General features: G+C 65.1%; 30 protein-coding genes and 1 tRNA gene. 10 read left to right on the top strand and 21 right to left on the bottom strand.

What is annotated here, in order from left to right; all coding sequences use genetic code 11:
- Nucleotides 1-226: 226 nt before the first annotated feature.
- Together GU920_RS13670 and GU920_RS13665 are read left to right on the top strand one after the other, a co-directional pair.
- Nucleotides 227-1,000: a 3-hydroxybutyrate dehydrogenase gene (locus GU920_RS13670; protein WP_161767645.1), complete on the top strand. Its 774-nt coding sequence runs from the start codon at nt 227-229 to the stop codon at nt 998-1,000.
- A 98-nt stretch (nt 1,001-1,098) separates the two neighbouring features.
- Nucleotides 1,099-2,115 carry a patatin-like phospholipase family protein gene (locus GU920_RS13665; protein WP_161767644.1) on the top strand — a complete coding sequence of 339 codons (1,017 nt, stop codon included), beginning with the start codon at nt 1,099-1,101 and terminating at the stop codon, nt 2,113-2,115.
- Here the strand turns inward: GU920_RS13665 and GU920_RS13660 are convergent, their stop codons facing one another.
- From GU920_RS13660 to GU920_RS13645, 4 genes are all read right to left on the bottom strand, one after another.
- Nucleotides 2,116-2,793 carry a DUF502 domain-containing protein gene (locus GU920_RS13660; RefSeq protein WP_161767643.1) on the bottom strand — a complete coding sequence of 226 codons (678 nt, stop codon included), beginning with the start codon at nt 2,791-2,793 and terminating at the stop codon, nt 2,116-2,118.
- Between the two features lie 62 nt (nt 2,794-2,855).
- Nucleotides 2,856-3,767 (bottom strand): pseudouridine-5'-phosphate glycosidase, encoded by a 912-nt coding sequence (locus GU920_RS13655; protein ID WP_161767642.1) that lies wholly within the window; start codon nt 3,765-3,767, stop codon nt 2,856-2,858.
- Nucleotides 3,767-4,348: a DUF1349 domain-containing protein gene (locus GU920_RS13650; RefSeq protein ID WP_161767641.1), complete on the bottom strand. Its 582-nt coding sequence runs from the start codon at nt 4,346-4,348 to the stop codon at nt 3,767-3,769. The genes GU920_RS13655 and GU920_RS13650 overlap by 1 nt, the downstream gene beginning before the upstream one ends.
- Complete coding sequence (locus tag GU920_RS13645; protein WP_161767640.1) at nt 4,345-5,241, bottom strand: PfkB family carbohydrate kinase; 897 nt, start codon at nt 5,239-5,241, stop codon at nt 4,345-4,347. The genes GU920_RS13650 and GU920_RS13645 overlap by 4 nt, the downstream gene beginning before the upstream one ends.
- A gap of 282 nt (nt 5,242-5,523) precedes the next feature.
- Here GU920_RS13645 and rpsB point away from each other — a divergent pair, with 282 nt between their 5' ends.
- Together rpsB and tsf are read left to right on the top strand one after the other, a co-directional pair.
- Nucleotides 5,524-6,288, top strand: coding sequence for a 30S ribosomal protein S2 (gene rpsB / locus GU920_RS13640; RefSeq protein WP_161767639.1), 765 nt, complete (start codon nt 5,524-5,526; stop codon nt 6,286-6,288).
- Between the two features lie 69 nt (nt 6,289-6,357).
- Nucleotides 6,358-7,254 carry a translation elongation factor Ts gene (tsf, locus tag GU920_RS13635; RefSeq protein ID WP_161767638.1) on the top strand — a complete coding sequence of 299 codons (897 nt, stop codon included), beginning with the start codon at nt 6,358-6,360 and terminating at the stop codon, nt 7,252-7,254.
- A gap of 377 nt (nt 7,255-7,631) precedes the next feature.
- On the opposite strand, the gene GU920_RS13630 is transcribed toward tsf, so the two are convergent.
- Nucleotides 7,632-8,429 carry a helix-turn-helix transcriptional regulator gene (locus GU920_RS13630; RefSeq protein WP_161767637.1) on the bottom strand — a complete coding sequence of 266 codons (798 nt, stop codon included), beginning with the start codon at nt 8,427-8,429 and terminating at the stop codon, nt 7,632-7,634.
- A 126-nt stretch (nt 8,430-8,555) separates the two neighbouring features.
- Here GU920_RS13630 and GU920_RS13625 point away from each other — a divergent pair, with 126 nt between their 5' ends.
- On the top strand, nt 8,556-9,728 hold the full coding sequence (locus GU920_RS13625; protein ID WP_161767636.1) for an NAD(P)/FAD-dependent oxidoreductase: 1,173 nt from the start codon (nt 8,556-8,558) through the stop codon (nt 9,726-9,728).
- Between the two features lie 103 nt (nt 9,729-9,831).
- Here GU920_RS13625 and rpe read toward each other — a convergent pair whose 3' ends face one another.
- The 14 genes from rpe to GU920_RS13555 form a co-directional block, all read right to left on the bottom strand.
- Nucleotides 9,832-10,521: a ribulose-phosphate 3-epimerase gene (gene rpe, locus GU920_RS13620; RefSeq protein WP_161767635.1), complete on the bottom strand. Its 690-nt coding sequence runs from the start codon at nt 10,519-10,521 to the stop codon at nt 9,832-9,834.
- Between the two features lie 174 nt (nt 10,522-10,695).
- The gene (locus GU920_RS13615) at nt 10,696-10,884 is read right to left on the bottom strand and encodes a hypothetical protein (RefSeq protein ID WP_161767634.1); all 189 of its coding nucleotides are present in this window, start codon (nt 10,882-10,884) and stop codon (nt 10,696-10,698) included.
- Nucleotides 10,885-10,996: 112 nt separating this feature from the next.
- Nucleotides 10,997-11,073: transfer RNA gene (locus GU920_RS13610), tRNA-Arg, on the bottom strand.
- 52 nt (nt 11,074-11,125) lie between these two features.
- On the bottom strand, nt 11,126-12,352 hold the full coding sequence (locus tag GU920_RS13605; RefSeq protein ID WP_201744141.1) for a cysteine desulfurase: 1,227 nt from the start codon (nt 12,350-12,352) through the stop codon (nt 11,126-11,128).
- Nucleotides 12,349-12,933, bottom strand: a complete 585-nt coding sequence (locus GU920_RS13600) for a YIP1 family protein (protein WP_161767633.1) — start codon at nt 12,931-12,933, stop codon at nt 12,349-12,351. The genes GU920_RS13605 and GU920_RS13600 overlap by 4 nt, the downstream gene beginning before the upstream one ends.
- On the bottom strand, nt 12,924-13,448 hold the full coding sequence (locus GU920_RS13595; protein WP_161767632.1) for a YIP1 family protein: 525 nt from the start codon (nt 13,446-13,448) through the stop codon (nt 12,924-12,926). Before GU920_RS13595 ends, GU920_RS13600 begins: the two co-directional genes overlap by 10 nt.
- Nucleotides 13,448-14,734, bottom strand: a complete 1,287-nt coding sequence (gene sufD / locus GU920_RS13590) for a Fe-S cluster assembly protein SufD (RefSeq protein WP_161767631.1) — start codon at nt 14,732-14,734, stop codon at nt 13,448-13,450. Before sufD ends, GU920_RS13595 begins: the two co-directional genes overlap by 1 nt.
- Entirely contained in the window at nt 14,734-15,489 is a 756-nt protein-coding gene (sufC, locus tag GU920_RS13585) for a Fe-S cluster assembly ATPase SufC (protein WP_161767630.1), read from the bottom strand. Before sufC ends, sufD begins: the two co-directional genes overlap by 1 nt.
- Nucleotides 15,490-15,597: 108 nt before the next feature.
- Nucleotides 15,598-15,843 carry a hypothetical protein gene (locus tag GU920_RS13580; RefSeq protein WP_161767629.1) on the bottom strand — a complete coding sequence of 82 codons (246 nt, stop codon included), beginning with the start codon at nt 15,841-15,843 and terminating at the stop codon, nt 15,598-15,600.
- 107 nt (nt 15,844-15,950) lie between these two features.
- Complete coding sequence (locus tag GU920_RS13575; protein WP_161767628.1) at nt 15,951-16,262, bottom strand: heavy metal-binding domain-containing protein; 312 nt, start codon at nt 16,260-16,262, stop codon at nt 15,951-15,953.
- Nucleotides 16,263-16,269: 7 nt separating this feature from the next.
- On the bottom strand, nt 16,270-17,136 hold the full coding sequence (locus GU920_RS13570) for a polysaccharide pyruvyl transferase family protein (RefSeq protein WP_161767627.1): 867 nt from the start codon (nt 17,134-17,136) through the stop codon (nt 16,270-16,272).
- The gene (gene sufB, locus GU920_RS13565; RefSeq protein WP_161767626.1) at nt 17,136-18,653 is read right to left on the bottom strand and encodes a Fe-S cluster assembly protein SufB; all 1,518 of its coding nucleotides are present in this window, start codon (nt 18,651-18,653) and stop codon (nt 17,136-17,138) included. Before sufB ends, GU920_RS13570 begins: the two co-directional genes overlap by 1 nt.
- A 49-nt stretch (nt 18,654-18,702) precedes the next feature.
- Nucleotides 18,703-19,734 (bottom strand): cysteine desulfurase family protein, encoded by a 1,032-nt coding sequence (locus GU920_RS13560; RefSeq protein ID WP_161767625.1) that lies wholly within the window; start codon nt 19,732-19,734, stop codon nt 18,703-18,705.
- Nucleotides 19,735-19,827: 93 nt separating this feature from the next.
- Complete coding sequence (locus GU920_RS13555; protein ID WP_161767624.1) at nt 19,828-20,304, bottom strand: Fe-S cluster assembly transcriptional regulator IscR; 477 nt, start codon at nt 20,302-20,304, stop codon at nt 19,828-19,830.
- Between the two features lie 155 nt (nt 20,305-20,459).
- Between GU920_RS13555 and GU920_RS13550 the strand changes: the two genes are divergently transcribed.
- Genes GU920_RS13550 through GU920_RS13540 form a run of 3 tightly spaced genes read left to right on the top strand, consistent with a single transcriptional unit; the run spans nt 20,460 to nt 21,982 of the window.
- The gene (locus GU920_RS13550) at nt 20,460-21,119 is read left to right on the top strand and encodes an alpha/beta hydrolase (RefSeq protein WP_161767623.1); all 660 of its coding nucleotides are present in this window, start codon (nt 20,460-20,462) and stop codon (nt 21,117-21,119) included.
- A complete protein-coding gene (locus GU920_RS13545) occupies nt 21,119-21,382 on the top strand; it encodes a hypothetical protein (RefSeq protein WP_201744140.1) in 264 nt (87 codons plus the stop codon). The genes GU920_RS13550 and GU920_RS13545 overlap by 1 nt, the downstream gene beginning before the upstream one ends.
- Before the next feature lie 9 nt (nt 21,383-21,391).
- Nucleotides 21,392-21,982: an HD domain-containing protein gene (locus GU920_RS13540; RefSeq protein WP_161767622.1), complete on the top strand. Its 591-nt coding sequence runs from the start codon at nt 21,392-21,394 to the stop codon at nt 21,980-21,982.
- Here the strand turns inward: GU920_RS13540 and GU920_RS13535 are convergent.
- Nucleotides 21,979-23,118, bottom strand: coding sequence for a DUF2235 domain-containing protein (locus tag GU920_RS13535; RefSeq protein WP_161767621.1), 1,140 nt, complete (start codon nt 23,116-23,118; stop codon nt 21,979-21,981). The genes GU920_RS13540 and GU920_RS13535 overlap by 4 nt on opposite strands.
- A 159-nt stretch (nt 23,119-23,277) precedes the next feature.
- Between GU920_RS13535 and GU920_RS13530 the strand changes: the two genes are divergently transcribed.
- Complete coding sequence (locus GU920_RS13530) at nt 23,278-24,492, top strand: NADP-dependent isocitrate dehydrogenase (protein ID WP_161767620.1); 1,215 nt, start codon at nt 23,278-23,280, stop codon at nt 24,490-24,492.
- 186 nt (nt 24,493-24,678) lie between these two features.
- Here the strand turns inward: GU920_RS13530 and GU920_RS13525 are convergent, their stop codons facing one another.
- Nucleotides 24,679-24,915, bottom strand: coding sequence for a hypothetical protein (locus GU920_RS13525; RefSeq protein WP_235933298.1), 237 nt, complete (start codon nt 24,913-24,915; stop codon nt 24,679-24,681).
- Between the two features lie 432 nt (nt 24,916-25,347).
- Between GU920_RS13525 and GU920_RS13520 the strand changes: the two genes are divergently transcribed.
- Nucleotides 25,348-25,950 carry a YitT family protein gene (locus GU920_RS13520; protein WP_161767618.1) on the top strand — a complete coding sequence of 201 codons (603 nt, stop codon included), beginning with the start codon at nt 25,348-25,350 and terminating at the stop codon, nt 25,948-25,950.
- Nucleotides 25,951-25,953: the final 3 nt, after the last annotated feature.

Genomic DNA, 25,953 nt, shown 5'->3' with positions numbered 1-25,953 from the left:
TTCCGATTCAAACTTTTAGCTTGGATACCGGCAACAGGGCGCGTATATAGAAGGCACTGCTCGATAGGTTTCTTGCCTGTATGAAACCTGCCTCAATAACTAGACGCCGGCCTCGCGCCGGCGTTTTTTTTTATCATCACAGCCCCGCGATGGCGCACGTGCAGGGGGTGGTATTCGCCCCCGCAGCATGCCTAACTTTGCACATGCAGCATCAAAGGGGGCCGCGATGGACCTGAAAGGCAAATCCGCGATCATCACCGGATCGAACTCCGGCATCGGCTTGGGCGTGGCCACCGAACTGGCCCGGGCCGGGGCCGATGTGGTGATCAACAGCTTCACCGACCGGCCCGAAGATCACGCCCTTGCCGCGCAGATCGCCGCCGATCACGGCGTCGCCGCGCGCTACATTCCCGCCGACATGTCCAAGGCCGAAGACTGCCGCGCGCTGGTCGAAAAGGCAGGCGGGTGCGATATCCTCGTGAACAATGCCGGGATCCAGTTCGTGGCCCCGGTCGAGGAATTCCCCATCGACAAATGGAACCAGATCCTCGCGATCAACCTCTCCTCCGCCTTCCACACCACCGCCGCCGCGCTGCCCGGCATGCGGGCAAAGGGATGGGGGCGCATCGTTAATATCGCCTCCGCCCATGGTCTGACGGCCAGCCCCTTCAAGGCCGCCTATGTCGCGGCCAAACATGGCGTCGTGGGCCTGTCCAAGACCGTGGCGCTGGAAACCGCGGGGCAGGGGATCACCTGCAACGCCGTCTGCCCGGGCTATGTCCTCACCCCCCTGGTCGAGGCGCAGATCCCCGATCAGATGAAGGTCCACAACATGGACCGCGACACCGTGATCCGCGAGGTGATGCTGCAACGCCAGCCGTCCCGGCAATTCGCGACCACCGAACAGATCGGCGGGACGGTGGTCTATCTCTGCTCGCCCCATGCCGATCAGGTGACCGGCACCACGATCAGCGTCGATGGCGGCTGGACGGCCCTGTGATCCAATATTCTTGGAAGAATTTTGCAATTTTCTTCCAAGAAAATTGAACCCCACAGAGCAGGCCGCGCCAGAACGCATAGCCCCGGAAAGCAGGCAGAATGACCCTTCGCATCTCTCTCGCACTTCAGGGCGGCGGCGCGCATGGCGCCTTCACTTGGGGCGTGCTCGACCGCCTGCTGGAGGATGAGGGGATCGAGATCGCCGCCATTTCCGGCACCTCGGCCGGGGCGCTGAACGGCGCCGCGCTCAAGGCCGGGATGCGGGCGGGCGGGCGCGAGGGGGCCAAGGCCAGCCTTGCCGCGCTCTGGGCGCAGGTCGCCAATGTCGGCGACTTCCGCATGACCAACTGGATGCAGCCCCTCTACACCGCCTCGCGCGCGGTTACCGATGCCGTGCAGGCCGCTTTTCCCGTCTCGCCCCAAGGGCTCGCTGCACAGATCTGGTCGCCCTATGGCTGGGGTCCGTTTTGGGAAAACCCGCTGGAACCCATCGTCCGGCGGCTCGATTTCAGCCATGTCTGCCACAGCGAAGGCCCGCGCCTCTTCGTGGGCGCCACCAATGTGCGCACCGGCCGCATCCGCATCTTCGCAGGCGATGCCCTGACGCCCGAGGCGCTCCTCGCCTCCACCTGCCTGCCCACGGTGTTTCAGGCCGTCACCATCGGTGAGGATGCCTATTGGGATGGCGGCTTTTCCGGCAACCCTGCGCTCTTCCCGCTCTACGAACCCGATCTTCCCGATGACGTGATGATCGTCTCGATCAATCCATGGCAGCGCGATCAGGTGCCGATGACCCCGCTCGACATCCAGAACCGCGTGAACGAGATCAGCTTCCACGCGGCCCTGCTGGGGGAATTGCGGGCGGTGAATTTCGTCAAGCGGCTGATCGCCGAAGGCCGGATGGAGCGGGGCCGCATGAAGGATGTGGCGCTGCACTTGGTGGCCGATGACAGCGTGATGACGGCGCTTTCCGCCTCCACCAAACTCACGCCCAATCCGGGCCTGATCGCCCAGCTGCACGGGGCAGGGCAGGCCGCCTGCGACGCCTTCCTCGCCCGGCACCGCCACGATTTGGGCCAGCGCGGCACCCTTGATCTGGCCGCGCTCTTCGGCTGATCACTTGGCGATCAGCGGCTCCTTCTGCGCCGGATAGACCAGCCCCCCCGACACCACCAGCTTGGCCGCCTCGTCGGGTTTCATGTCCAGAAAGATCACATCCTCGCGCGGCACATAGATCAGCACGCCCGATGTCAGCGGCGTCAGCGCCACGAAGACCGCGATCATGTCACCGGGCAGCTTGGCCGCGATCTCGCCCTTGGGCGTCGTCGCTACAAGGCCGACAGCCCAGCTTCCCGCACGGGGAAACTCCACCAGACAGGTGCGGTCAAAGGTCTTTTCCTTCTGCGCGAAGACCGTCTCGGTGATCTGCTTCAACCCGCCATAGACCGACCGCACCACCGGCACCCGGTCCACCATCCGTTCCGCCTGATGCATCAGCGTCCGGCCCAAAAACCCGCGCGCAAGCCAGCCCACCAGCACGGTAAAGACCAGAAACACCGCCACGCCCACGCCACGCAGCGGAAACTCCGCCTCGGGCCCGAACAGGCTGCGCACGATCGCCTCGGGCTGATAGGCGGCCGGGATCAGCGGCAGGATCCAGCCATCCAGCCACCCCACGACCGACCAGATCAGCCACAGCGTCAATCCCGTGGGCAGCACGACGACCAATCCCGTCAGGAAACTGCCCCGCAGCGCCCCGAACAGGCTGCGTTTCTGCGGTGTGGTCTCGGTCATTGTCGCGCTTCCCCTGTTCGCGCCAATCTAGGAACGCGCCAAGGCGCGCACAACCATTTGCGTCATGCCGCCCGCGCCATCGCCCCGGCAATCGCCGCCCCAAGCCGCGCATTGTTCAGAACAAGGGCAATGTTGGCCGCAAGCGACCGCCCCTCGGTCATCTCGAAGATGCGCTGCAACAGGAAGGGCGTCACCGCCTTGGCCGCGATGCCCTTGGCCGCCGCCTCGGCCAGCGCCGCCTCGATCACCGGGGTGATCACCTCGCGCGCAATCTCGGCCTCGGCCGGGATCGGATTGGCCACCAACTGCCCCCCCGGCAGGCCGAGCGTCGCCCGCAGCCGGGCCGCCGCCGCGATCTCGTCCGCCCGGTCCATCCGCAAGGGCGCCCTCAGCCCGCTGTCGCGCGACCAGAAGGCGGGAAAGGCATCCTGCCCATAGGCGATCACCGGCACCCCCGCCGTTTCCAGATATTCCAGCGTCTTCGGCAGATCGAGGATCGCCTTCGCCCCCGCCGCCACCACCGTCACCGCCGTCTGGGCCAGTTCCGGCAGATCGGCGCTGATGTCAAAACTCGTCTCCGCCCCGCGATGCACGCCACCGATCCCGCCCGTGGCAAAGACGCCGATCCCGGCCAGCCGGGCGCAGATCATCGTTGCGGCCACGGTCGTGGCCCCCACGCCCCCGGTCGCCAGACAGGCGGCAAGGTCCGCCCGGCTCAGCTTGGCCACGTCGCGCGCCTGGCCCAGCCGGTCCAGTTCCGCCTCCGTCAGCCCCACATGGATGCGCCCGCCCATCACCGCAATGGTGGCAGGCACCGCCCCATGGGCGCGCACCTTTGCCTCCACCGCGCGGGCGGTCTCCACATTCTGCGGCCACGGCATCCCGTGGGTGATGATCGTCGATTCGAGCGCCACCACCGGCGCGCCGTCCCGCAGCGCGGCCGCCACTTCGGGCGAAAAGGTCAGCAGGTCCATCAATGCCCCTCATGCAAGGCGCGCGGGATCGCAGGCCCGCAGCGATAATCCGAAAACGTCACCCGGAACCGCGCCCGTTCCGGCGAACAGGCCATGATCCCGATCTTGGCGGGCATCCGCGCCGGCAGATAGCCCAGCCGCGCCAGGATCCAGCCGCCCGCAGGATCGGCCACATCCACCCGCACCGCCTCGGCATGGCGCGTCAGGCGCAGCCGCACGCGGCCTGCATCAAAGGGCAGGGGCATCGTGGCCCAGTCCGAATGAAGATTGGTGATGACGGTGGAAAACACCGGCTGGCCATCATTCACCTCGACCCCGCATTTGATCCAATGCTGGTCCGACAGCATCATCATCAGCCCCGCCTGATCATAAAGCGCGCGGTAATGGCCCGCGATGGTGACCTCGGCGGTGAAATCCTCCTGCGCCGTCTCCCACAGGAAATGGCCGTTGTGGCGGACAAAGCCGTAAAAGGTCTCGCGCCAGAAATCCGTGCGTTCCCCTGTCACCACCTCCAGCCCGCCGGGCAGTTCGGTCTGCTCGGGCGGCGGGTTCAGCCATGTCATCCGCGAAAACCGGCTCATTCCGGCATCTCCCCGCTCACATAGGTGGCCGCCGCCCGGATGGCCGTGGCCAGCGCCGCCGCGCGGTCCGCGCCCCGGCGCTCGGCTACGATATGGGCCGCCATGAAGGTATCGCCCGCCCCCGTCACCCGCGTCACCAACACCTGCGGCGGGTGATCGACGATCACGCCCGCGCCTTGGCTGCCCTCCGCGCAGGCCCGCCCGCCATCGGTGACCAGAACCCGCGCCGCGCCCCGCGCCAGCAACCCTTCCGCCGCCGCCCCCGCACTGTCATACCCCTCATGCCCGATCAGCCGCGCCTCTTCGAGGTTGACGTAAAGCACCGCCCGCCCATGCGCCATCAACGGGATCAGACGTTCCGCCTTGCCGGGGCTCGCGGGCGCCACACGCAGATCCGCCGCCGCAAACAGGGGCGAGGCCGCGATCTCGGCCAAGAGATGCACGGTCAGGTTGCCATCCAGCGCAATCATCCCGCCCCAGGGCGCGGCAGCCGTGCCAAGGGACCCGTCGGCCAAGGGGCGCAGGATCTTCTCCCCCGCCGCTTCCAGCGAATGGGCATCCGCAATCGCCGCGATCAGGCCATTCGCCCCCTCCACGGCCATGTACTGATCTGTGGGCAGATCGTCCGACCGATAGGCAAAGCCCGTCTCCACCCCCAACCGCGCGCAGGCCGCGACCAGCTCCTCCCCCGCCGCATCCCGCCCGATGGCCGTCAGCACCGCCGGGCGCAGGCCCAGCCGGGCCAGCGTCATGGCAATGTTCATCGCCACCCCGCCCGGCAACCGCGTGATCCGCCCCGGCACATCCGACCCCTGCCGCATCACGATGGCAGAACGGCCGATGATGTCCCACAGGACCGAACCGATACATAGGATGTCAGGGCGCGCGCTCATGACCCCATCTAGAGGCGAAGGGCAGGGGCTTTCAACCCATCCCGTCCCGCCCCAAATTTCTTCGAAGAAATTTGCAAAAATCTTCCAAGATTTTTGGTCCCCGCCCCCATCATGCCGCAGGATCGCCAACCCCGCTTGCACTTCCCGCCAAAACCCCCTAAAGGCAGCGGCACTTCACAGGCTTCGCTTGGGCTTGGCGGGGAGAAATCCCGTCACGTCCGCCGGTTGCCCCATCCGGGGTAAGACAGCGATGCCAAGGGCTAAACCGGAAAGGAATAGGACATGGCTCTTCCCGAGTTCTCCATGCGTCAGCTGCTTGAAGCTGGCGTTCACTACGGCCACCAAACCGCACGCTGGAACCCCAAGATGGGCCAGTACATCTACGGTGACCGCAACGGCATCCATATCATCGACCTGACCCAGACCGTTCCCATGCTGGAACAGGCGCTGAAGGTCGTGCGCGACACCGTCGCCAAGAACGGCCGCATCCTCTTTGTCGGCACTAAGCGTCAGGCCCAGAAGCCCATCGCCGAAGCCGCCGAGAAATGCGCCCAGTTCTACATGAACCATCGCTGGCTGGGCGGCACGCTCACCAACTGGAAGACCGTCTCGCAGTCGATCCAGCGTCTGAAGCAGATCGACGAGCTGATGGCGCATGGCGCCGAAGGCCTGACGAAGAAAGAGCGTCTGAACATCGAACGCGAACAGGCCAAGCTTCAGGCCTCGCTCGGCGGGATCCGCGAAATGGGCGGCACCCCGGACCTGATCTTCATCATCGACGTGGGCAAGGAAGACCTCGCCATCCTCGAAGCGCAGAAGCTGGGCATCCCGGTCGTGGCCGTGGTCGATACCAACTGCTCGCCCAAGGGCGTGGATTACGTGATCCCCGGCAACGATGACGCGGCCCGCGCCATCGCGCTCTACTGCGATCTGGTCGCCCGTGCGGCACTGGATGGCATGTCGGCCCAGCTCGGCGCCGCCGGCATCGACCTCGGCGCGCTGGAAACCGCGCCCGAAGAAGAAGCCATCGCCGACGTCGAGGCCTGATCCTCTGTCACAGGTCTTTTACCCGGCAGGGATACCTGCCGGGTCACTCTCGAATTTCAGGAGTCTGACATGACGATCACCGCGAGCATGGTGAAGGAACTGCGCGAATCCACCGGCGCAGGGATGATGGATGCCAAGAAGGCGCTGACCGAAACCAACGGCGACATGGAAGCCGCCGTTGACTGGCTGCGCACCAAGGGCCTTGCCAAGGCCGCCAAGAAGGCCGACCGCGTCGCTGCCGAAGGGCTCGTCGGCGTGGCCGTCTCGGGCGGCAAGGGCGTGGCCGTCGAGATCAACTCGGAAACCGATTTCGTCGGCAAGAACGCCGATTTCCAGAACCTCGTCCGCGGCGTGACCACCGTCGCGCTGAACGTGTCGGATATCGACGCGCTCAAGTCGGCGGATCTGGGCGGCAAGCCGGTCGAACTGGTGGTGCAGGAAACCATCGCCACCATCGGCGAAAACATGACCCTGCGCCGCATGGCCGCGGTGTCGGGTGACACCGTCGCCTCCTACATCCACACCGCTGCCGCCGATGGCCTTGGCCGCATCGGCGTGCTCGTCGCGCTGAAAGGCACCGACAACGGCATCGGCAAGCAGATCGCGATGCACATCGCGGCCACCTCGCCCGTCTCGCTGTCCGAGGCTGACATGGACGCGGATGTTGTCGCCCGCGAATTGGCAGTGCAAACCTCCAAGGCGCTGGAAGAAAACGCCGCCTCCGCCAAGCCCAAGCCCGAAGCCGTGATCCAGAACAACATCATCCCGGGCCGGATGAAGAAGTTCTTCGAAGAATCCACGCTTCTGAACCAGAAGTTCGTGATCAATCCCGATATCACTGTGGCGCAGGCCGCCAAGGATGCCGGGGTCGAGATCGTGGGCTTCGTGCGCATGGCCGTGGGCGAAGGCATCGAGAAAGAGAAAGAGGACTTCGCCGCCGAAGTGGCCAAGGCCCTGAACGGCTGATAATCCCTCTCGGCACCGCCGAGGCACGGCCCGTCCCGCAAGGGGCGGGCCTTTTTTTTATCGTTTTGCGGGCACTCGGTGGGGCAGGGCGCACCAAAGACGAAAGGCGGTGCAGCCGTCCGACCACACCGCCCGATACATGACACGCGTCCCGCCTTGGGGATGAAGCAGGACAACAGGCACGCGATCGCCCGGGCGGCGGGAATTTCCGCCCTCACGACAAATGACCCACCCTGGGGATAGGGCAGGGCACTCACAGACGGCAAAAGGCGAAAATGCGCCACACCTGCCGCCTGCCGTTCCGGGCAAAGCCCAAATCAACAGAACGTGTGCATCCTATGGCCTGTTTACCTTGCGTTAAGGAAGTCAGGTATTCCCTACCTCGCGGCCATGCGCCCCGAACCTGCGCCCTCCGCGCCGCCATCCTTCTGGAAAATCATGTTCAAAAGCGCAGCTTTGGCCACCGCCTGCGCCGTCGTCTCCACGTTCAGCGCCTCGCGCGCCAGTCGCAGGTGTTTTTCCACCATGGCGGGCGAGACGTTCATCAGGACCGCCACATCCTGCGTTGTCTTGCCATCCGCCACCCATTCCAGCGCCTCGCGCTGCCGCTGGGTCAGGGGGCGGCGCCGGGTCGGATTGGGCAGGTTGACGATCTTCAGATGCATCATGTTCGCCACGGCCAGCATTTCCTGCCCCCGCGTCGCCCAAATCCGATCCACCGCCGCGTGATCCATCCCCGCATCGGCTATCAGCCCCAGCGCCCCCTTTGCGCGGCTCGACGTTTCGGGAAAACTCACCGTGATCCCCGCAACCACACCCATGGTCGCATTCTGCCGCACCGCCGCCGCCTCGGCCTCGCTCAACACGCCCCGCTCCAGCGCCTCCTGCACCCAGGCCCAGGTGCAGGCGCCGGTATTCTCCTGCGCCCAGCGAAAGGCGGGCGTGCGCGCGTACAGCCCGCCCGAAAAATAGCGCCGCGCATAGTCCTCATCCCCGGTGGTCAGAAAGACCGCATCCTCCGGGTTGCCGATCGACCGCGCGCTCAAAAACCGGGTATAGCCATAATTCACGCGGCCAAATCCAAGCCCGGCAAAAAATCCGGTGGCCGCGTCCCAGACCGCGCGCACAGCCGTGGCTTCGGCAATCCGCGCCAAAAGCGGAAGAACCTCGCTCACAATCCCCATCCCCACTTCACCGCGCCACTCCCCACAGCGGCACGGCTTGTCCTAGACATGTTTCCTGTCTAACCACGGCAGGCAAGGCTGTCGAGGAAAACAGCCCATCCGCGCAGGGAGCATGCGATGAAAGCCGATGTCGTGGTCATTGGGGGGGCGGTCATGGGCGCCTCGGTGGCGTTCTGGCTCAAGCGGATGCAGCCCGACATCGACGTTCTGGTCGTCGAACGCGATCCCAGCTTCGCCCGCGCCTCCACCGCGCTCTCGGCAGCGGGCATCCGGCAGCAGTTCACAACCCCCGTCAACGTCGCCATCTCCCGCTTCGGGATCGACTTCATCCGCAACTTTCAGGACAATCTCGGTGTCGATGTGGGAATCCCCACGCTCGGCCTGCGCGAGAACGGCTATCTCTTCCTCGCCCGCAGCGACAGCGCGCTCGCCACTCTGCGCGAAGTGGCGGTGATGCAGCACGCCCACGGCGCCGCGACCCAGATCCTTTCGCCCGCAGAAACCGCCGCGCGCTGGCCATGGCTCTCCACCGATGATCTGACCGGCGCCAGCTTCGGCCCCCGCGACGAAGGCTTCTTCGACAACATGGGTCTGCTCGCGGGCTTCCGCAGCGCCGCACGCGCCCTGGGTGCGCGCTTTGTCACCGATACGGTCACGGGGATCAGCGTCACAGGGGGCCGCGTGACCGGGGTCACGCTGGGGCAGGGGGGTCCGGTCGCCTGCGCCGCCGCCGTCAATGCCGCAGGCCCCCGCGCCGCGCAGGTGATGGCCATGGCGGGCCTGCCGCTGGCTGTGGAACCCCGCAAGCGCACCGTCTTCGTGATCGACGCGCCAAACGCCCGCCACCCCGGCGCGCCTTTGCTGATCGACAATGACTACTGGATCCGCCCCGAACACCAGCAATGGATCACGGCCACCGTTCCCAGCGATGACGGCCCCTGCGACGCTGATGATTTCGAACCCGACCTGCATCTGTGGGACGATGTGATCTGGCCCGCCCTCTGGCACCGCGCCCCCTGTTTCGACGCAGTCAAGGTGATCCGCCACTGGGTGGGACATTACGCCTATAACACGCTCGATCAGAACGCGATCCTCGGCCCGCATCCGGCGCTGCCGAACCTCTACCTGATCAACGGCTTTTCCGGCCACGGCCTGCAGCAAAGCCCCGCCGTGGGGCGCGGGCTGGCCGAACATATCCTGACCGGCGCATGGCAAAGCATCGACCTGTCCGATCTCTCCGTCGACCGCATGATCGCAGGCCGCCCCTTTGCAGAAAAAGCGGTGGTCTAGGGCAGGGGGCCTGAACCGGGAACGGGTCAACACCCTCTTAACCCGCCGTCCGCTGCGTGCAGACGCTTTGCTGCACTGGCCTGCTGAACGCTTGGCTGACCTGTCAGATCGCCGCTTCCGCCGCCTTGCGGATCGCCGCGATATTCGCGCCATAAGGCGCCGGATCGCCCACCGATCCGCCCTTGAACACCGCCGATCCGGCCACGAGCACATCCGCGCCCGCCGCCGCCACCAGCGGCGCCGTCTCCACCGTCACGCCGCCGTCAATCTCGATATGGATCGGCCTATCGCCGATCATGGCACGCAAGGAACGCACCTTATCCACTTGGGAATGAATGAATTTCTGTCCACCAAAACCCGGATTCACCGTCATCACGCAGATCAGGTCCACCATGTCCAGCACATGCGCCACAGCGTCAATCCCGGTCCCGGGGTTCAGCGCAAGGCCCGCTTTTTTCCCTGTGTGGCGAATGGCTTGCAAGGTGCGGTGAATGTGCGGTCCGGCCTCCAGATGCGCGGTGATGATGTCCGCACCCGCCGCGGCATAGGCCTCGATATAGGCATCCACCGGCGCGATCATCAGATGCACATCCATCACGCCCCGGATATGCGGCCGGATCGCCGCGCACATCGCCGGCCCGAAGGTCAGGTTCGGCACGAAATGCCCATCCATCACATCCACATGCACCCAATCCGCACCCTGATCCTCGATCGCGCGGCACTCAGCGCCAAAGTTCGCGAAATCCGCCGACAGGATGGAAGGCGCTATCTTGATCGCACGGGAAAAGGTCACGGCAGCACCTCCGATGGCGGTTCAGGTTGGGATCGCCGCGGCTTCTAGCGCAATCTGTGGCGCAAGGCCAGCACAGGGCTTCCGCATCTAGTATATGACATAATATTGATTATACGATATGCGGATCAAATGTAACCCGCCCAAAGGCCGAACCAGTCCCGCCGCCACAGCCCCTCACCCATCCTTGGCATTGGCTTTTCTTAGATTGCTCTTGATGTAGGCTTCGACCATGACGCTGTCATTGCACAACAGCCGCTCGATCCTGTGCCGCTCCATGCTCCCCACGGGCAAAGTCTCTGCCACGCGGCAAATCTCTTGCGCAATCTCGCGCAACAACGCCTCGCTAATCTCCACCTTGGGCATCCCCACCTCCTTGCACAGGCCTCTGCCCGCCGCAGAATAAATCAAAGAAGAAAAGGATAAAGCTTAACCAATCCCGCCAGCGGCGGTCTGTCGATCATCGGAGAAAGGAAACTGGCGCACCCAGCACGATTCGAACGTGCGACCTTTGCCTTCGGAGGGCAACACTCTATCCAGCTGAGCTATGGGTGCGCTGTAGCGTCCGATTACCGAAAACCGCAGCCCTATGCAACCGCCTAAGCGGTTAACCGTTGAAAAGATCGTTCGCCAGTTCCAGCGCCGAAATCAGCGCATCCACCTCGGCCTCGGTGTTGTACAGCCCGAACGACGCGCGGCACGTGGCACCCACGCCCATATGCTCCATCAGCGGCATCGCGCAATGCGTCCCGGCCCGCACCGCAACCCCCCGCTTGTCCAGGATGGTCGAAATGTCATGCGCATGTGCCGCACCCGCCATGGTGAACGAAAAGATGGCCCCCTTCGTGTCGGAATTCCCCTGCACGTTCAGCCAGTTGAGCCCCGCCAGCCGCGCCCGGGCATAATCGCGCAAGGCCCGTTCATGGGCCGCGATATTCTCCATCCCGAGGGCCATCATATACTCCAGCGCCACGCCCAGCCCGATCTGCGCCACGATCGACGGCGTCCCCGCCTCGAACTTCATCGGCGGCTCGTTATAGGTCACGAAATCGCGGCCCACCTCGCGGATCATGTCGCCCCCGCCAAGGAAAGGCCGCATCTCCTCCACCCGTTCGCGCCGGATGAAGATCGCGCCCGAACCGCTTGGACCGTAAAGCTTATGCCCCGTCACCGCATAGAAATCGCAGCCGATGGCCTGCACATCCACCGGCATATGCACCGCTGCCTGGCTTCCATCCACCAGCACCGGCACGCCCTTCTCGCGCGCGCCCCGACAGATCGCCGCCACATCCACCACCGTGCCCAGCACGTTGGACATATGCGTGACCGCCACCAGCTTCGTCCGCGGCCCGATCGCGTCGATCACCGCCTGCGGGTCCAGATCGCCCTTGGCGTCACACTCCACCCATTTCAGCACCACCCCCTGCCGTTCCCGCAGGAAATGCCACGGCACGATATTGGCGTGATGCTCCATGATCGACAGCACGATCTCATCCCCTGGCCCCAGCCGCGGCGCGGCCCAGGCGTAGGACACCAGATTGATCCCCTCCGTCGTGCCGGAATTGAAGACGATCTCTTCCGGATCGGCATTCAGGAACCGCCCGACGATCCCGCGCACGGCCTCATACTTTTCGGTCGCAAGGTTGGAAAGGTAATGCAAGCCCCGGTGAACATTGGCATATTCCATCGAATAGGCCTGGCTTACCGCCTCGATCACCGCGCGCGGCTTCTGCGCGCTGGCGCCATTGTCCAGATAGACCAGCGGCTTGCCGTTCACCTGCCGCGCCAGGATCGGAAACTCCGCGCGCACCGCATCCACATCATAGATCGTCATGGCGCCACCCCGATCAGCATCAGCAGGATCGTCATCCCGAACACCGCCAGCACGAAGGTCAGCACGATCCCCAGAAACACCATCCCCAGCGAGCGAAACCCGTGCATCTCGGCCACGAAATTCACCAAGAGCCACAGGAAGATCAGCACGGCCCCCACTTCCACGATGGGCGCAAGCACCGGCAGCGCGACCAGCACCACCAGTTGCACCACCACGATCAGCAGCTGGATGAATTGCAACCACGCCACAAGGATCACCGAATCCGCCAGCTCCCCCCTGCCCCCGCGCCAGCGCCCCACGACAAAGGCCAGAAGCGCGGTCATCACCATGCCGAACCCCACCATCCCCGCCCAGAAGAACGGCGATATCGCGGGCAGCACCTGCCCATCCGGCCCCACCGCCGGCGGCATCAGCCCCGACATCAGATGCATCAGCACCGCCGACAGCACCGCCATCAGCGCCACCGCCGCCCACCGCGCCTGCAACGGCATCGGCAGGCGCAGCACCACCTGCGCCGCCCCGCGCGGATCCGCAAAGGTCTGCCGCACCAGCCCCATCACATTCGCCAGTGTCAGTTCCATGGCTTTTCCGCCTCGATCAGCATGTTGATCCACAGATAGAGGAAGGCCGCGAAAACCCCAATCCCCACCACTGTCGCACCCGTCCCCTCGCCCAGAAACCCGGCGATCAACCCCTGAAACAGCATCATCGGCGTCGTGCACAAGAGCGCCCAGAACAGCGCAAGCCGCGCGCCGAACCCCGTGCCCTTGCCGCCCAGCAGCCGCGCCACAAGATGGCTCAGCGCCGCCAGCAGATAGAACACAAGGGGCGCGATGAAGATCAGCGCGAACAGCCGCGACCCCATCAGCGCCTCAAGCCCCGGCACCTGATCCAGCGGCGTCCCCGCCGCCTCGGCCGCGATGCGCGACAGATGCGCCTCGCGCGCCAGCGCGGGCCATTGCGACACGAAGATCAGGCCGCACGCCCCCATCAGCGTGGCAATCGCGCGATCCTCGCGCGGCCCTTGCGCCAGCTTGCGCGCGATCACCGCGCGCGGCCGCCGCCACGAGGCAAGGATATCGGGAACCACCGGCATCAGTGTTCGTGCCGCGCCAGCCAGCCCTCAAGGCGCTGCCGGATATCCTCGGCAATCGCCTCATCCTCGATCTCGCCCAAAGCCTCGGCCAGGAAAGCCAGCACCAAAAGCGATTGCGCCACCCGTTCCGGCACCCCCCGCGACCGCAGATAGAACAACGCGGTCTCGTCGATGGCCCCGCTGGTGGACCCGTGGCTGCATTTCACATCATCGGCGTAGATTTCCAGTTCCGGCTTGGCCAGAAACTGGCTGTCCTCATCCAGAAGCAGCGATTGGGAAATCTGATAGCCATCGGTCTTCTGCGCGCCGGGCTTCACCAGGATCTTGCCCTGGAACACGCCCACGGCCCCGTTCTTAAGCACCTTCTTGAACACCTGACGGCTTTCGCAACGCTCCGCCGCATGGGTCACGAAGACGGTGTCGTCATGATGGAAATCGCCATCCCCCAGCGCCGCGCCCGCGACATGGGCCACCGCGTCATCGCCCGCCAGTTCCAGCACCGCCTCGTTCCGCGTCAGCACGCCATTCGCCGTCACCGTGAACGACTTGAACAGCGCCCCTGCCCCAAGCCGGGCAAAGATATGCGTCACCGCCCGGCGCTGATGATCGCGCCCCTGCGAGCGCACATGATGGAACCGGGCGCCCGGCGCCACCTCCACCTCCATCACGCCGGAAAACCGCGCAGCCCCCGGCCCGCTTTCCAAAAGCGTCAGTTCCGCCCCCGCCTCCAGCTTCACAAGATGGTGCAGGATCGCATCAGAACTATCTGAATTATGGACATAATGCAGCGCAATGGGCCGCGCCGCCTTGCCCGTCACCCGGATCAGCAGGCCATCCGTCGCAAAGGCCGAATTCAGCGCCGCCAGCGGCCGTTCCACCGGCACCTGCCCGCGCGCCTCAAGCACGCCATAGACATCGCGCGCCCAATGGATATCCGCCCCGCCCGCCTGCGACAGGCGCTCGATCTCCACCCCCGCCAGCGCCAGATCGTCCGACGCCGCCGCATCGAACACGCCATCCACGAACACCACGCGCAGCCGGTCGATCCCGTCAAAGACCGCCGTCTCGTCGCTGGCGTCGAACACCGCCGCCTTGGGCGGCTCCACCGCCGTCAGGCTGGAGGGATCGGTATAGCGCCAATACTCATCGCGCTTGGCAGGCAGCCCCATCGCCGTCAGCCGCGCCAAGGCCTCCGCCCGCGCCGCGCCCAGCCATCCCTCACGCCGGAACGACAGCCCCGCGATCCGCGCGGCCAGCGCGTCCTGCTTCGCCTGCGGCAGCGCCATCACTGCACCTCCGCCAGCAGATCGGCATAGCCGTTATTCTCCACCTCCAGCGCCAGTTCCGGCCCGCCGGTCTTGATGATCCGGCCATTCGCCATGATATGCACCACATCGGGTTTGATGTGATCCAGCAGGCGCTGGTAATGTGTGATCACCAGAAAGGCCCGCCCCGCATCGCGCAGCGCGTTCACGCCTTCCGACACCAGCTTCATCGCATCCACATCAAGGCCCGAGTCGGTTTCGTCCAGGATGCACATCTTCGGCTCCAGCATCGCCATCTGCAGGATCTCGTTGCGCTTTTTCTCGCCGCCCGAAAAGCCCACATTCACGGGCCGCTTCAGCATCTCGGCGTCGATCTTCAGCGTCTTGGCCTTGGCGCGCACCTCCTTCAGGAAATCGCCCGCGCTCATCTCTTCCTGCCCGCGCGCCTTGCGCTGCGCGTTCACCGCCGTGCGCAGAAAGGTCATGTTCCCCACGCCCGGAATCTCCACCGGGTATTGGAACGCCAGAAACAGCCCCGCCGCCGCCCGCTCTTCGGGTTCCATCTCCAGCAGCTCCTCGCCGTCCAGCGTGGCGCTGCCCTCGGTCACCTCATAGCCGTCGCGGCCCGACAGGACATAGGACAGGGTCGATTTCCCCGATCCGTTCGGCCCCATGATCGCATGCACCTCGCCCGCCTTCACGGTCAGGTCCACACCCTTGAGGATCTGCTTGTCCTCTTCCTCAAGTTTCACATGCAGGTTCTTGATCTGAAGCATCTTTCGCCCCCGGTCCTTAATGCCAAAGGGGGGCCGCCGCCGCGCGGTGCCCCCGGTTTCCGTCCTGCCGCCACAGCGGCCGATTGATGATGGCGGGCGCGTCGCCCGTCAGTAGAATCCCGCCGAACTCATGGTCGCCCCGGCCACCGCCAGCGAACCCGCGATCAGGCCGAGGAAGACCGTCACCGCCCTGCCCCGCCGCCTGCGCTTGCGCACAAAGGTGCCGGGCGGCAGATGCAGCATCTCCTCCATCCCCACGAAAAGCGTGCGGTTGGTATTGATCCCGCCCGCCTCGATCCGGGCCAGTCGGGCAGCAAATTCTGTCTTGGGGTCGAAATTGGAATGGGGCGACATGCCGGGCACCACTTACAGCAAACACTGCAAGATCGGATGCCACGCAACCTTGGCGCGACTGCGCAAAATTCAAGGCAAATTCCTGCATTTTCCCCACCCGAAGGCCCTTATCCCAGCCGCACCGCCGTGCCGCTGGCCGACACCATCAGCATCTGGCCGATCACTTCGTAATCCAGATCAACCCCCACGATCGCGCTCGCCCCGCGCGACCGGGCCAGTTCCTCCATCTCGCGCAGCGCCGTCTCGCGGGCATCCGCCAGCTTCGCCTCATAGGCGCCGGACCGGCCCCCGATGATGTCGGTGATCCCGGCAAACAGATCGCGCACGACATTGGCCCCCATGATGGCCTCGCCCGTCACGATCCCCAGGTATTCCGCAATCTGATAGCCTTCCACCGTTCCTGTCGTCGTCACGATCATGCTGCACCTATTCCGTTTCGCTGGTTTCAAGCGCAGGCTCCCGCCCACGGGCCGCCCGCGGCGCCGCTGCGCGCCGGGCCAGCGCCTCATGCGGGAAAGCGGCCCGCAAGCCATCCCGCAGTGCGATGACCGACGCCCGATAATCCGGTGTCTCGGTCGAAAACGCCCCCCGCCGCGCCATGTCCGGCACATCGGCCAGAACCAGCGGCTCGTTCAGCAGCCGCCGTACCGACAGCGCATAGTCATGAAACTTGAACGCGCCCGACTTGTGGATGCGGTTGTTCACCATCCAGCTGTTCGGCACCCCATAGGCATCGGCCACGATCAACCCGTGCAGGCTGGATGATACCACATGCCCACAGGCGGCAATCCGGCGGACCACATCCAGATGATCCTCCTGCGTCACATCAATCAGATCGAACCGCCCATCCGCCCGCAGCGCCTCGATCACCGCCGCGTCGGGCTTGTCCGAATGATGCAGCACAATCCCGATGCGGTGCAGGTCGCGCGCCGGCGCCGCCACCACATCGCTGATCAACAGGCCGGGGTCGCCCAACGTCGGGCAGGTCGTCTCCAGCAGCGTCTGCGTCAGCGGCCCCCGCACGGCGGCAATCTCCACCCGCGCCAGATCCAGCGGCGGGTCCAGCGGCCCGAACATCCCACTGCCCCAGATCACCGGGCCCACCCAATTCGGCCGCTTGGCCACCGCCGCCGCCGCCCGGTTCAGGATGCTGCCGATGGCGAACAGATCCGCCCGCCGCGCGATCGAATGCACGACCGGCCGGCCCGAGACAGCCGCCACCACATCCGCCGAAATCCGATCCCCGAAATTCGGCGTCTGGGCAAACCAGAACAGGCCAATCGGCGGCGCCATCACCCCACCGACCCTTCCAGCGAAATCGCCACAAGGCTCTGGGCCTCCATGGCAAATTCCATCGGCAGCGCCTGCAGCACATCGCGGCAGAACCCGTTCACCACCAGCGCCACCGCCTCTTCCTCATCCATGCCCCGCGACCGGCAATAGAACAGCTGATCCTCATCCACCTTGGATGTGGTCGCCTCATGCTCCACGCGGGATGAATTGTTCTTCACCTCGATATAGGGCACCGTATGCGCCCCGCATTTGTCGCCGATCAGCAGGCTGTCGCATTGCGTGTAATTGCGCGAATTCGTGGCCTTCGGGTGCATCGACACCAGCCCCCGATAGGTGTTCTGCGCGCGCCCCGCGCTGATCCCCTTCGATACGATCCGGCTTTTGGTGTTCTTGCCCAGATGCACCATCTTGGTGCCGGTATCGGCCTGCTGGGCGTTGTTCGCGATGGCGATGGAATAGAACTCGCCCTGGCTGTCATCGCCCCGCAGGATGCAGGACGGGTATTTCCACGTGATCGCCGACCCCGTCTCAACTTGGGTCCACATCACCTTGGACCGCGCGCCCCGGCAATCCGCCCGCTTGGTGACAAAGTTGTAGATGCCGCCCTTGCCGTTCTCGTCGCCCGGATACCAGTTCTGCACCGTAGAATATTTCACCTCGGCATCGTCGAGGATGACGATCTCCACCACCGCCGCATGCAGCTGGTGGGTGTCGCGCTTGGGCGCCGTGCAGCCTTCCAGATAGCTCACATAGCTGCCCTTGTCGGCAATGATCAGCGTCCGCTCGAACTGCCCGGTATTCTCCGCATTGATGCGGAAATAGGTGCTCAGCTCCATCGGGCAGCGCACGCCCTCGGGGATATAGACGAACGACCCGTCCGAAAACACCGCGCTGTTCAGCGTGGCAAAGAAGTTGTCCGATTGCGGCACGACCGAACCGAGGTATTTCTTCACCAATTCGGGATGCTCGCGCACCGCCTCGCTGATCGAACAGAAGATCACCCCCGCCTTGGCCAGTTCCGCCTTGAAGGTCGTCCCCACGGACACGGAATCAAACACCGCATCCACCGCGACCTTCCGCTCGCCCTCAGGCGCCTCGACGCCGGCCAGCAGCGCCTGTTCCTTCAGCGGGATGCCCAGCTTCGCATAGGTCGCCAGAAGCTTCGGGTCCACCTCATCAAGGCTCTTGGGCTTCACCGCCATGCTCTTCGGCTTGGCGTAGTAATACTGGTCCTGATAGTCGATCTCGGGATAGTTGAGCATCGCCCAACGCGGCTCTTCCATCTTCACCCAGCGCCGATAGGCCGCCAGCCGCCAGTCCAGCATCCAGTCAGGCTCGCCATTCTTTTCCGAAATCAGCCGGACGATATCCTCCGACAGGCCCTTCGGCGCATATTCCGTCTCGATCTCGGTTTCCCAGCCGTATTTGTACTTCCCGGCCATGGCCTGCACGGTCTCGATCGTCTCGCGATCCACGCCCTCGCGGATGTCGGCGTCCTTCAGTGCGGCTTCGGTCATCGTTCCCATCTCCACGGCAGGGGCCACCTCGCCCCGGCTTCATTCCAACTCACGCGGCCCGGCTCAGGGCCTTGCGATACTGCGCGCACCACACATCGGCAAAGCGCAGCACCTCTTCCTTCGTCACGCCCGGCCCCAGCGACACCCGGATCGCCTGCGCCGCCTGAACCTCGTCAAACCCCATCGCCAGCAACACGCGGCTCGCCCGCACCTTGCCACTGGAACAGGCCGATCCGGCCGATACGGCAAAGCCCGCCAGATCCATCGCCATCACCTGCGTCTCACCCTTCCAGCCGGGCGCGATCAGGCACAGCGTGTTCGGCAAACGCAGCCCACCATTCCCGACGGAAATAGTATTGTTTGCGCCCGAGGACAATGCGCTTTCTAGAATATTTCTAAGTTCACCAACCTCTTCCCACCGGCCCGCCGCCAGATCGCGCTGCGCCGCTTCCGCCGCCGCCCCCATCCCCGCGATGCCGATGATATTCTCCGTCCCGGCGCGGCGGCCCATCTCCTGCCCGCCGCCCATCAGCGCGGGCGCCACGTCGAACCCGTCCCGCACGATCAGCGCGCCCACACCCTTCGGCCCGCCGAACTTATGCGCCGACACCACCGCCATCTCCGCCCCGGACCAGGCGAAGGAGAACGGCACCTTCCCCACCGCCTGCACGATATCGAGCATCAGCGCCGCCCCATCGTCGCGCGCGGGCGGCTCGGCGATCACCCCCGTCTCGTTATTGGCATATCCCCATCCCAGCGCCCGCACCCCCTCGCCCGTGCGCCGCTGCGCCCACAGGCAATCATGCGCCGTGGGCTCCACCTCCACCCGGCCCACGGGCAGCCGCCCCAGCACCGCCGCCGCCTCCGTCGCACCGCTGGTGAACACCACCTCCGCAGGCTTGCACCCCACCGCCGCCGCCACCTGCGCCCGCGCCCGCTCCATCAGCGCCCGCGCCGCCCGCCCCTCGGCATGAACCGAAGACGGGTTCCCCACCACATCCATCGCCGCAACCATGGCCGCCCGCGCCTCATCCCGCAGCGGCGTCGTGGCATTCCAGTCCAGATAGACCCGCGACCTCATGCTTCACCTTGGCCCAAATACCCGATCACGGCCTCCCGCCCGCACCCCGCCAAACCGCCGGGAGCCCTGATTTTTCGCAGGAAAATCGAACCCTTACACATCCTCATCCACCACGCGAAACAGCGCCGGCACGGCCGGGCAGGGCGTCATCTGGTTGCGGATCACATCCGACAGCCGCGTCTGGTGCAGGAACACATAGACATGGGCACTCAGCCCCTCCCACAGCCGGTTGGTCAGGCTCTGCGCCCGCGTCCCCGACACGCCGCCCGACACCCCCGCCCCGGTATGCAGCGCGTCCACCGTCTCCTCCACCGCCTCCAGCACATCCGACACCCGGATCGCATCCGGGGACCGCGCCAGCCGATAGCCGCCCCCCGGCCCCCGCACCGCCTCCACCAGCCCGGCCCGGCGCAGCTTGACAAACAACTGCTCCAGATAGGGCAGGCTGATATCCTGCCGCTTGGCCACTTCCGCCAACGACACCAGTTCCTCGCCCCCGGATTTGGCCTCCGTCAGCGCCAGATCGGCCAGCGCCACCATCGCATAGCGCCCCTTGGTCGACAGTTTCATGACCAACCCTCTGCAAAAACATTGACGGCGCTGATGCGGCCCATTACCTGAAACCGACCCGCCAGAGGACGCGTCCCGCACGCCTTTGGAACGGTTCTAAATTGTCCGAGCGAAGTCGTCAACAAATCGCTCCCGATAAAGACAGGCGCTGACCAATGCCCGAAGTGATTTTCGCCGGCCCCGAAGGCCGTCTTGAAGGCCGCTACCACCCGCAAAAGGAACGTGACGCCCCCATCGCCATCGTGCTGCACCCGCACCCGCAATATGGCGGCACGATGAACAACAAGGTCGTCTACAACCTGCATTACGCCTTCTTCAATCTGGGCTTCACCGTGCTGCGCTTCAACTTCCGTGGCGTGGGGCGCAGCCAGGGCGAATATGACATGGGGATCGGCGAGCTGAGCGATGCCGCCTCCGCGCTCGATTATCTGCAATCCATGAACCAGAACGCCAAGCATTGCTGGGTCGCAGGCTTTTCCTTCGGGGCCTGGATCGGGATGCAGCTTCTGATGCGGCGGCCCGAAATCACGGGCTTCATCTCGGTCGCGCCCCCGGCGAACCTCTACGATTTCTCCTTCCTCGCCCCCTGCCCCTCGTCTGGCCTCATCATCAACGGCACTGCCGACCGCGTCGCCCCGCCCAAGGACACGCGCCAGCTGGTCTCCAAGCTGCATGAACAGAAGGGCATCACCATCACCCATACCGAAATCGAAGGCGCCGATCACTTCTTCAAGGATGAAGAAGCCCATATGAAGCCGATGATCGAAACGGTGTCGGGCTACGTCAAGAAACGCCTGACGGAAGGATCGCGCTGATGGGCATCCTGCAGGACCTGACCGAAAAACTCGCCCGCGACGTGGTCGATGCGATGGATGAAACCGGCGATGACCGCCTGCACGAAAAGGTGGGCAAGGTCCTGCTCGATTCCTCGCCCACCACGCAAGAGGCCTATATGACCGCCGTCCGCGTGATCCTTGCCGAACGCAAGGGGCGCAAGTTCCTCGAACAGACGCTGAAGGCAAAACGCGAAGGCGGCACCGCCCCCGCCGCGCCGCGCGGCCCCGATGCCGGGCACTGACCGCCCGCGATGTCGCCAGACGACCGTCTCGCCGCCCAGTTCGCCTTCCTCAACGAAGCCGACCGCCTGAAATCAGTCCTGCGCGCCACGACGCTCTGCGATGGCTCGCGGGCGGAAAACTCGGGCGAACACAGCTGGCACCTCGCCCTCTACGCCCTCACGCTGGCCGATCAGGCCGAACCGGGCGTGGACATCAACCGCGTGATCCGCATGCTCCTCCTGCATGATCTGGTGGAGATCGACGTGGGCGACGTCCCGATCCACTCCATGGGCGGCACCGCCCACGCCTCCACCGCCACGCAAGAGGCCGAAAGCCGCGCCGCCGACCGCATCTTCGGCCTCCTCCCCCCCGATCTCGCCCGCGACTTCCGCGCACTCTGGGATGAGTTCGAGGCCGCGCAAACCCCCGATGCCCGCTTCGCCAAAAGCCTCGACCGGGTGCAACCCGTCATGGCCAACCTGCAATCGGGCGGCGGCACCTGGATCACCTACAACGTGACCCTCGATCAGCTCGACACCCGCGTGGGGGAAAAAATCTCCCGCGGCGCCCCGCGCCTGTGGGACTGGGTCCGCGCGCAGGCGCGGCACTTCTTCGCCTAATCCCCCCATTCCCCCGGCATCACCGGCGGCTCCATCTTCGGGCCAAAGGGCCGCAACGGCACCGGGCGATAGCCATGCCGCCGCCAGCGTTCCCGCGCCATCCATGATACCGCCCGGATCGACGGCGGCGGCGCCCGGTCCACCGCCTTGCGCGCCAGAAGCCGTGCCACCAGCCCCGTCTGGGGGGGATGGTTGTCCAGCGGCGCATCCACCGCCACCGCCATCTGCGCCGCATCCTTCATCGCGGGCGAAAACTCCATCCCCGCCTCCTCTGCCCCGCCTGCGATCCACAGAAGCGCCGCATTGGATAACCCCCTGATCGGCCCCCCGCCCCCCACCCCGCCATGGGTGCCGGGAAACCATTCCTGCCGATAGGGCATGTCGCCCTCGCGGATGTTCAACTCCGTCAGGTTCTCCCACAGGGTCGGCGGAAAGGTGCGCCGCCGCTCGTCGATCGCCACCGCATGGCGCGCCGATTTCACCATGCTGGACAGGCGCAGATCGTGGAATTTGTACTTCCCGTTGGTGATCGCGGCGAGGCCCGCAAAGTGATCCGGCACCCCCAGCGCCCCCACCGTATCCCACACCCCCAGATAGTCCACCGCCAGCATCTCCACCGGCCCCGGGCGCACCATCCGATCCGTCTCGCTGGTGGCAAAGCGGGGCGAGAATTCGGCCCGGAACCGCAGGCTTGCCGGGGCATCCGGGTGCGATCCGGGCGCGCGGTTGCGATACAGCGCCATCGCCTCGGGGATGCGCGCCTCCATCCCCGCACCGGGCAGCCCGCAATTCCTGAGCAGCCCCGCCAGCGACCGCGCCATATAGGCCCCGCGCGAAAAGCCGAACAGATACAGCCGGTCCCCCGCCGCATAGACCGCCGCAATCTCGCGATAGGCCGCCTCCAGCCGCCCATCGAGACCCCAGCCGAAGGCGCCGCCCGTCACCCGGTCCACCGCCCGCTCGATCGCGCCCGCCTCCTTCTTCCGCGTCCCCACCCCCGGCAGATAGATCGCCCGCTGCTCCACTCCCTTTGATGACACCGGCAACACGTTCTTCGACAGGATCGCCACATTCGTGGGCTCGGCCATATCCAGATGGTTCCACGTCCCGTCACAAAAAACCGCTATGTTCTTCATCACGCCCTCCGGACCTGTCCGCAAAGAGGATCAACCACAGGGCGAGCGTGGTCAACAATCGCGAATTGCGGTATGCCGTTGCATACAATGCTTCCCAAACGCGCGATTTTCGACTATGGACGCGCCACCTCCTCCACCTCCCTCGAAAGGGCGCCGCGCATGACAAAGATCAAGGTAGCCAACCCCGTCGTCGAACTCGACGGCGACGAGATGACCCGCATCATCTGGGATTTCATCAAGAAAAAGCTGATCCTGCCCTATCTCGACATCGACCTGCACTATTACGATCTGGGGATCGAGGAACGCGACCGCACCAATGACCAGATCACCGTCGATGCGGCGCACGCCATCCTGAAACACGGCGTCGGCGTGAAATGCGCCACCATCACCCCCGATGAGGGCCGCGTTGAAGAATTCGGCCTGAAACAGATGTGGAAATCGCCCAACGGCACCATCCGCAACATTCTGGGCGGCGTCATCTTCCGCGAACCCATCATCTGCCGCAACGTCCCCCGCCTTGTGCCGGGCTGGACCAAACCCATCGTCGTGGGCCGCCACGCCTTTGGCGACCAGTACCGCGCCACCGATTTCCGCTTCCCCGGCAAGGGCAAGGTCACGATCAAATTCGTGGGCGAAGATGGCACCGTGATCGAACGCGATGTCTTCGATGCCCCCGGCGAGGGTGTCACCATGGCGATGTACAACCTCGACGCCTCGATCTACGACTTCGCCCGCTCCTCCTTCAACTACGGGTTGATGAAGGGCTGGCCGGTCTACCTCTCCACCAAGAACACGATCCTCAAGGCCTATGACGGCCGCTTCAAGGACATCTTCGCCGAGGTCTACGCCAACGAATTCGAAGACAGGTTCAAGGCCCTCGGCATTCATTACGAACACCGCCTGATCGACGACATGGTGGCCTCGGCCATGAAATGGTCGGGCGGCTATGTCTGGGCCTGCAAGAACTATGATGGCGATGTGCAGTCCGATACCGTGGCCCAGGGCTTTGGCTCGCTCGGCCTGATGACCTCTGTCCTGATGACGCCCGATGGCAAGGTGGTCGAGGCCGAGGCCGCCCACGGCACCGTCACCCGCCACTACCGCGAACATCAGAAGGGCCACCAGACCTCGACCAACTCCATCGCCTCGATCATCGCTTGGACGGGCGGGCTGAAGCACCGGGCCAAGCTTGACGGCAACGATGCGCTCCTGCGCTTTGCCACCACGCTGGAAAAGGTCACCGTCCAGACGGTCGAAGACGGCTGGATGACCAAGGACCTCGCCCTTCTCGTGGGGCCAGATCAGAAATGGCTCACCACCATGGGCTATCTGGAGAAGGTGGACGAATACCTCAACAAGGCGCTCGCCGGCTGATCCGACGGCGGGACCTCACCGCCTCTCTTCCCCTTCCACAGGCAAGGAGAGGCAGTCATCCCAACCGTGCGTCGTGCACACGCGCGTATGCACGCCCCTCTGCACGCGTTCCTGCACGCCCGGCACGGGGCCGGATCACCAGATCCGGCCCCGCCCCTTCACCAGCGCTCCTTCACCACCGCACCTTCACCACCGCACGGGCATCATCGGCGCTTCGGGCAGCGGGGATCCCCGTGGCGGCAACCCGATGTCGCGCCGCAGGTGATCGCTCAGCCGGTCGGTCGCATCCGGCAGAACCGGGGCCACCACCGCCCCGATCAGCGCCCGCGCCGCCGCCAGCAGCACGCGCAGCGCGCCATGCTCGTGGATCGCCAGTTGGATGGAATGGGGCGCGCCGCCCCGCATGTCGGTCATTTGGTCCATGTCTTTTTCCGGCCTCTGCAAGGCAGATCGACCGGCTCCTGTCAGGGGTTGGGTTTGGGCAGAGCAGGCGCGCAAATCAAACGGGAAAGCCCGCCCGCGTCACGTCTTGTTCTGCAATGTCAGAGGGTTAGGTCAGCCGTCCGAAAGCGGATGGCGTCTTGTCAGGCCCGGGCAAACACGCGCCGGTATAGCGCGGATCGGCCCACCCCGAACATCCCGCCACGTCGTGACGATCCAGCAATGTCTACCATCACGCCCTCCATCTGTCGCGTTGCGGGACGCGACACATACCCCGAAACCGCGCCCCGGGGAAATCCCCCGCCCCCATCACGCCCCGCGCTGATGCAGTCGGGCAACAGCGAAAGAATGGTCAGCCATATTGACCCTTAAAAGGTCATATGCTATGACCTTTATATCCCGCATGAGGCCACCATGACCGACCCGAAACAGCACAGCCTTCTGGAAGATGTCCAAGGCATCGCCTTCGGCATCGTCATGGCCGCCCTCGGCATCCACATCCTCACCCATATGGGCTTTGCCACGGGCCAGACGACGGGCCTCGCCGTGCTGATCGCCTATAGCTGGAACCTGCCGTTTTCGCTTGTCTATTTCGCGATCAACCTGCCCTTCCTGCTGCTCGGCTGGTGGCGCATAGGGGGCCGCTTCGCGCTCAAGACCCTGATCACCACCGCCGCCCTGTCGGTGCTCACCGACATCCTGCCGCGCTGGATGACGCTGGGCGCCATCGAACCCGCCTTCGCGGCCATCCTCTTCGGCATCCTCTTCGGCATCGCCGCGCTTGCCGTGGTGCGCCATGGCGGCAGCTTCGGCGGCTTCTCCATCCCCGCCCTGATGATCCAGGATCGCTGGGGCATACAGGCAGGCTATGTGCAACTGGCCGTTGACGTCGTCATCTTCGCCGCCGCCGCCCTGATCCTTGCGCCCGAAACCCTGCTCTGGTCCTTTGTCGGCGCAGCGACCTTCTCGCTCTTCCTCGCCATCAATCACCGCCGCGACCGCTATATCGCCGCCTGAACC

The organism is Paragemmobacter ruber (assembly GCF_009908315.1).
GTDB classification, from domain to species: Bacteria; Pseudomonadota; Alphaproteobacteria; order Rhodobacterales; family Rhodobacteraceae; genus Paragemmobacter; species Paragemmobacter ruber.
The sequence above is the reverse complement of the archived record's forward strand: the minus strand, read 5'-3'. Positions and strand labels throughout refer to the sequence as shown.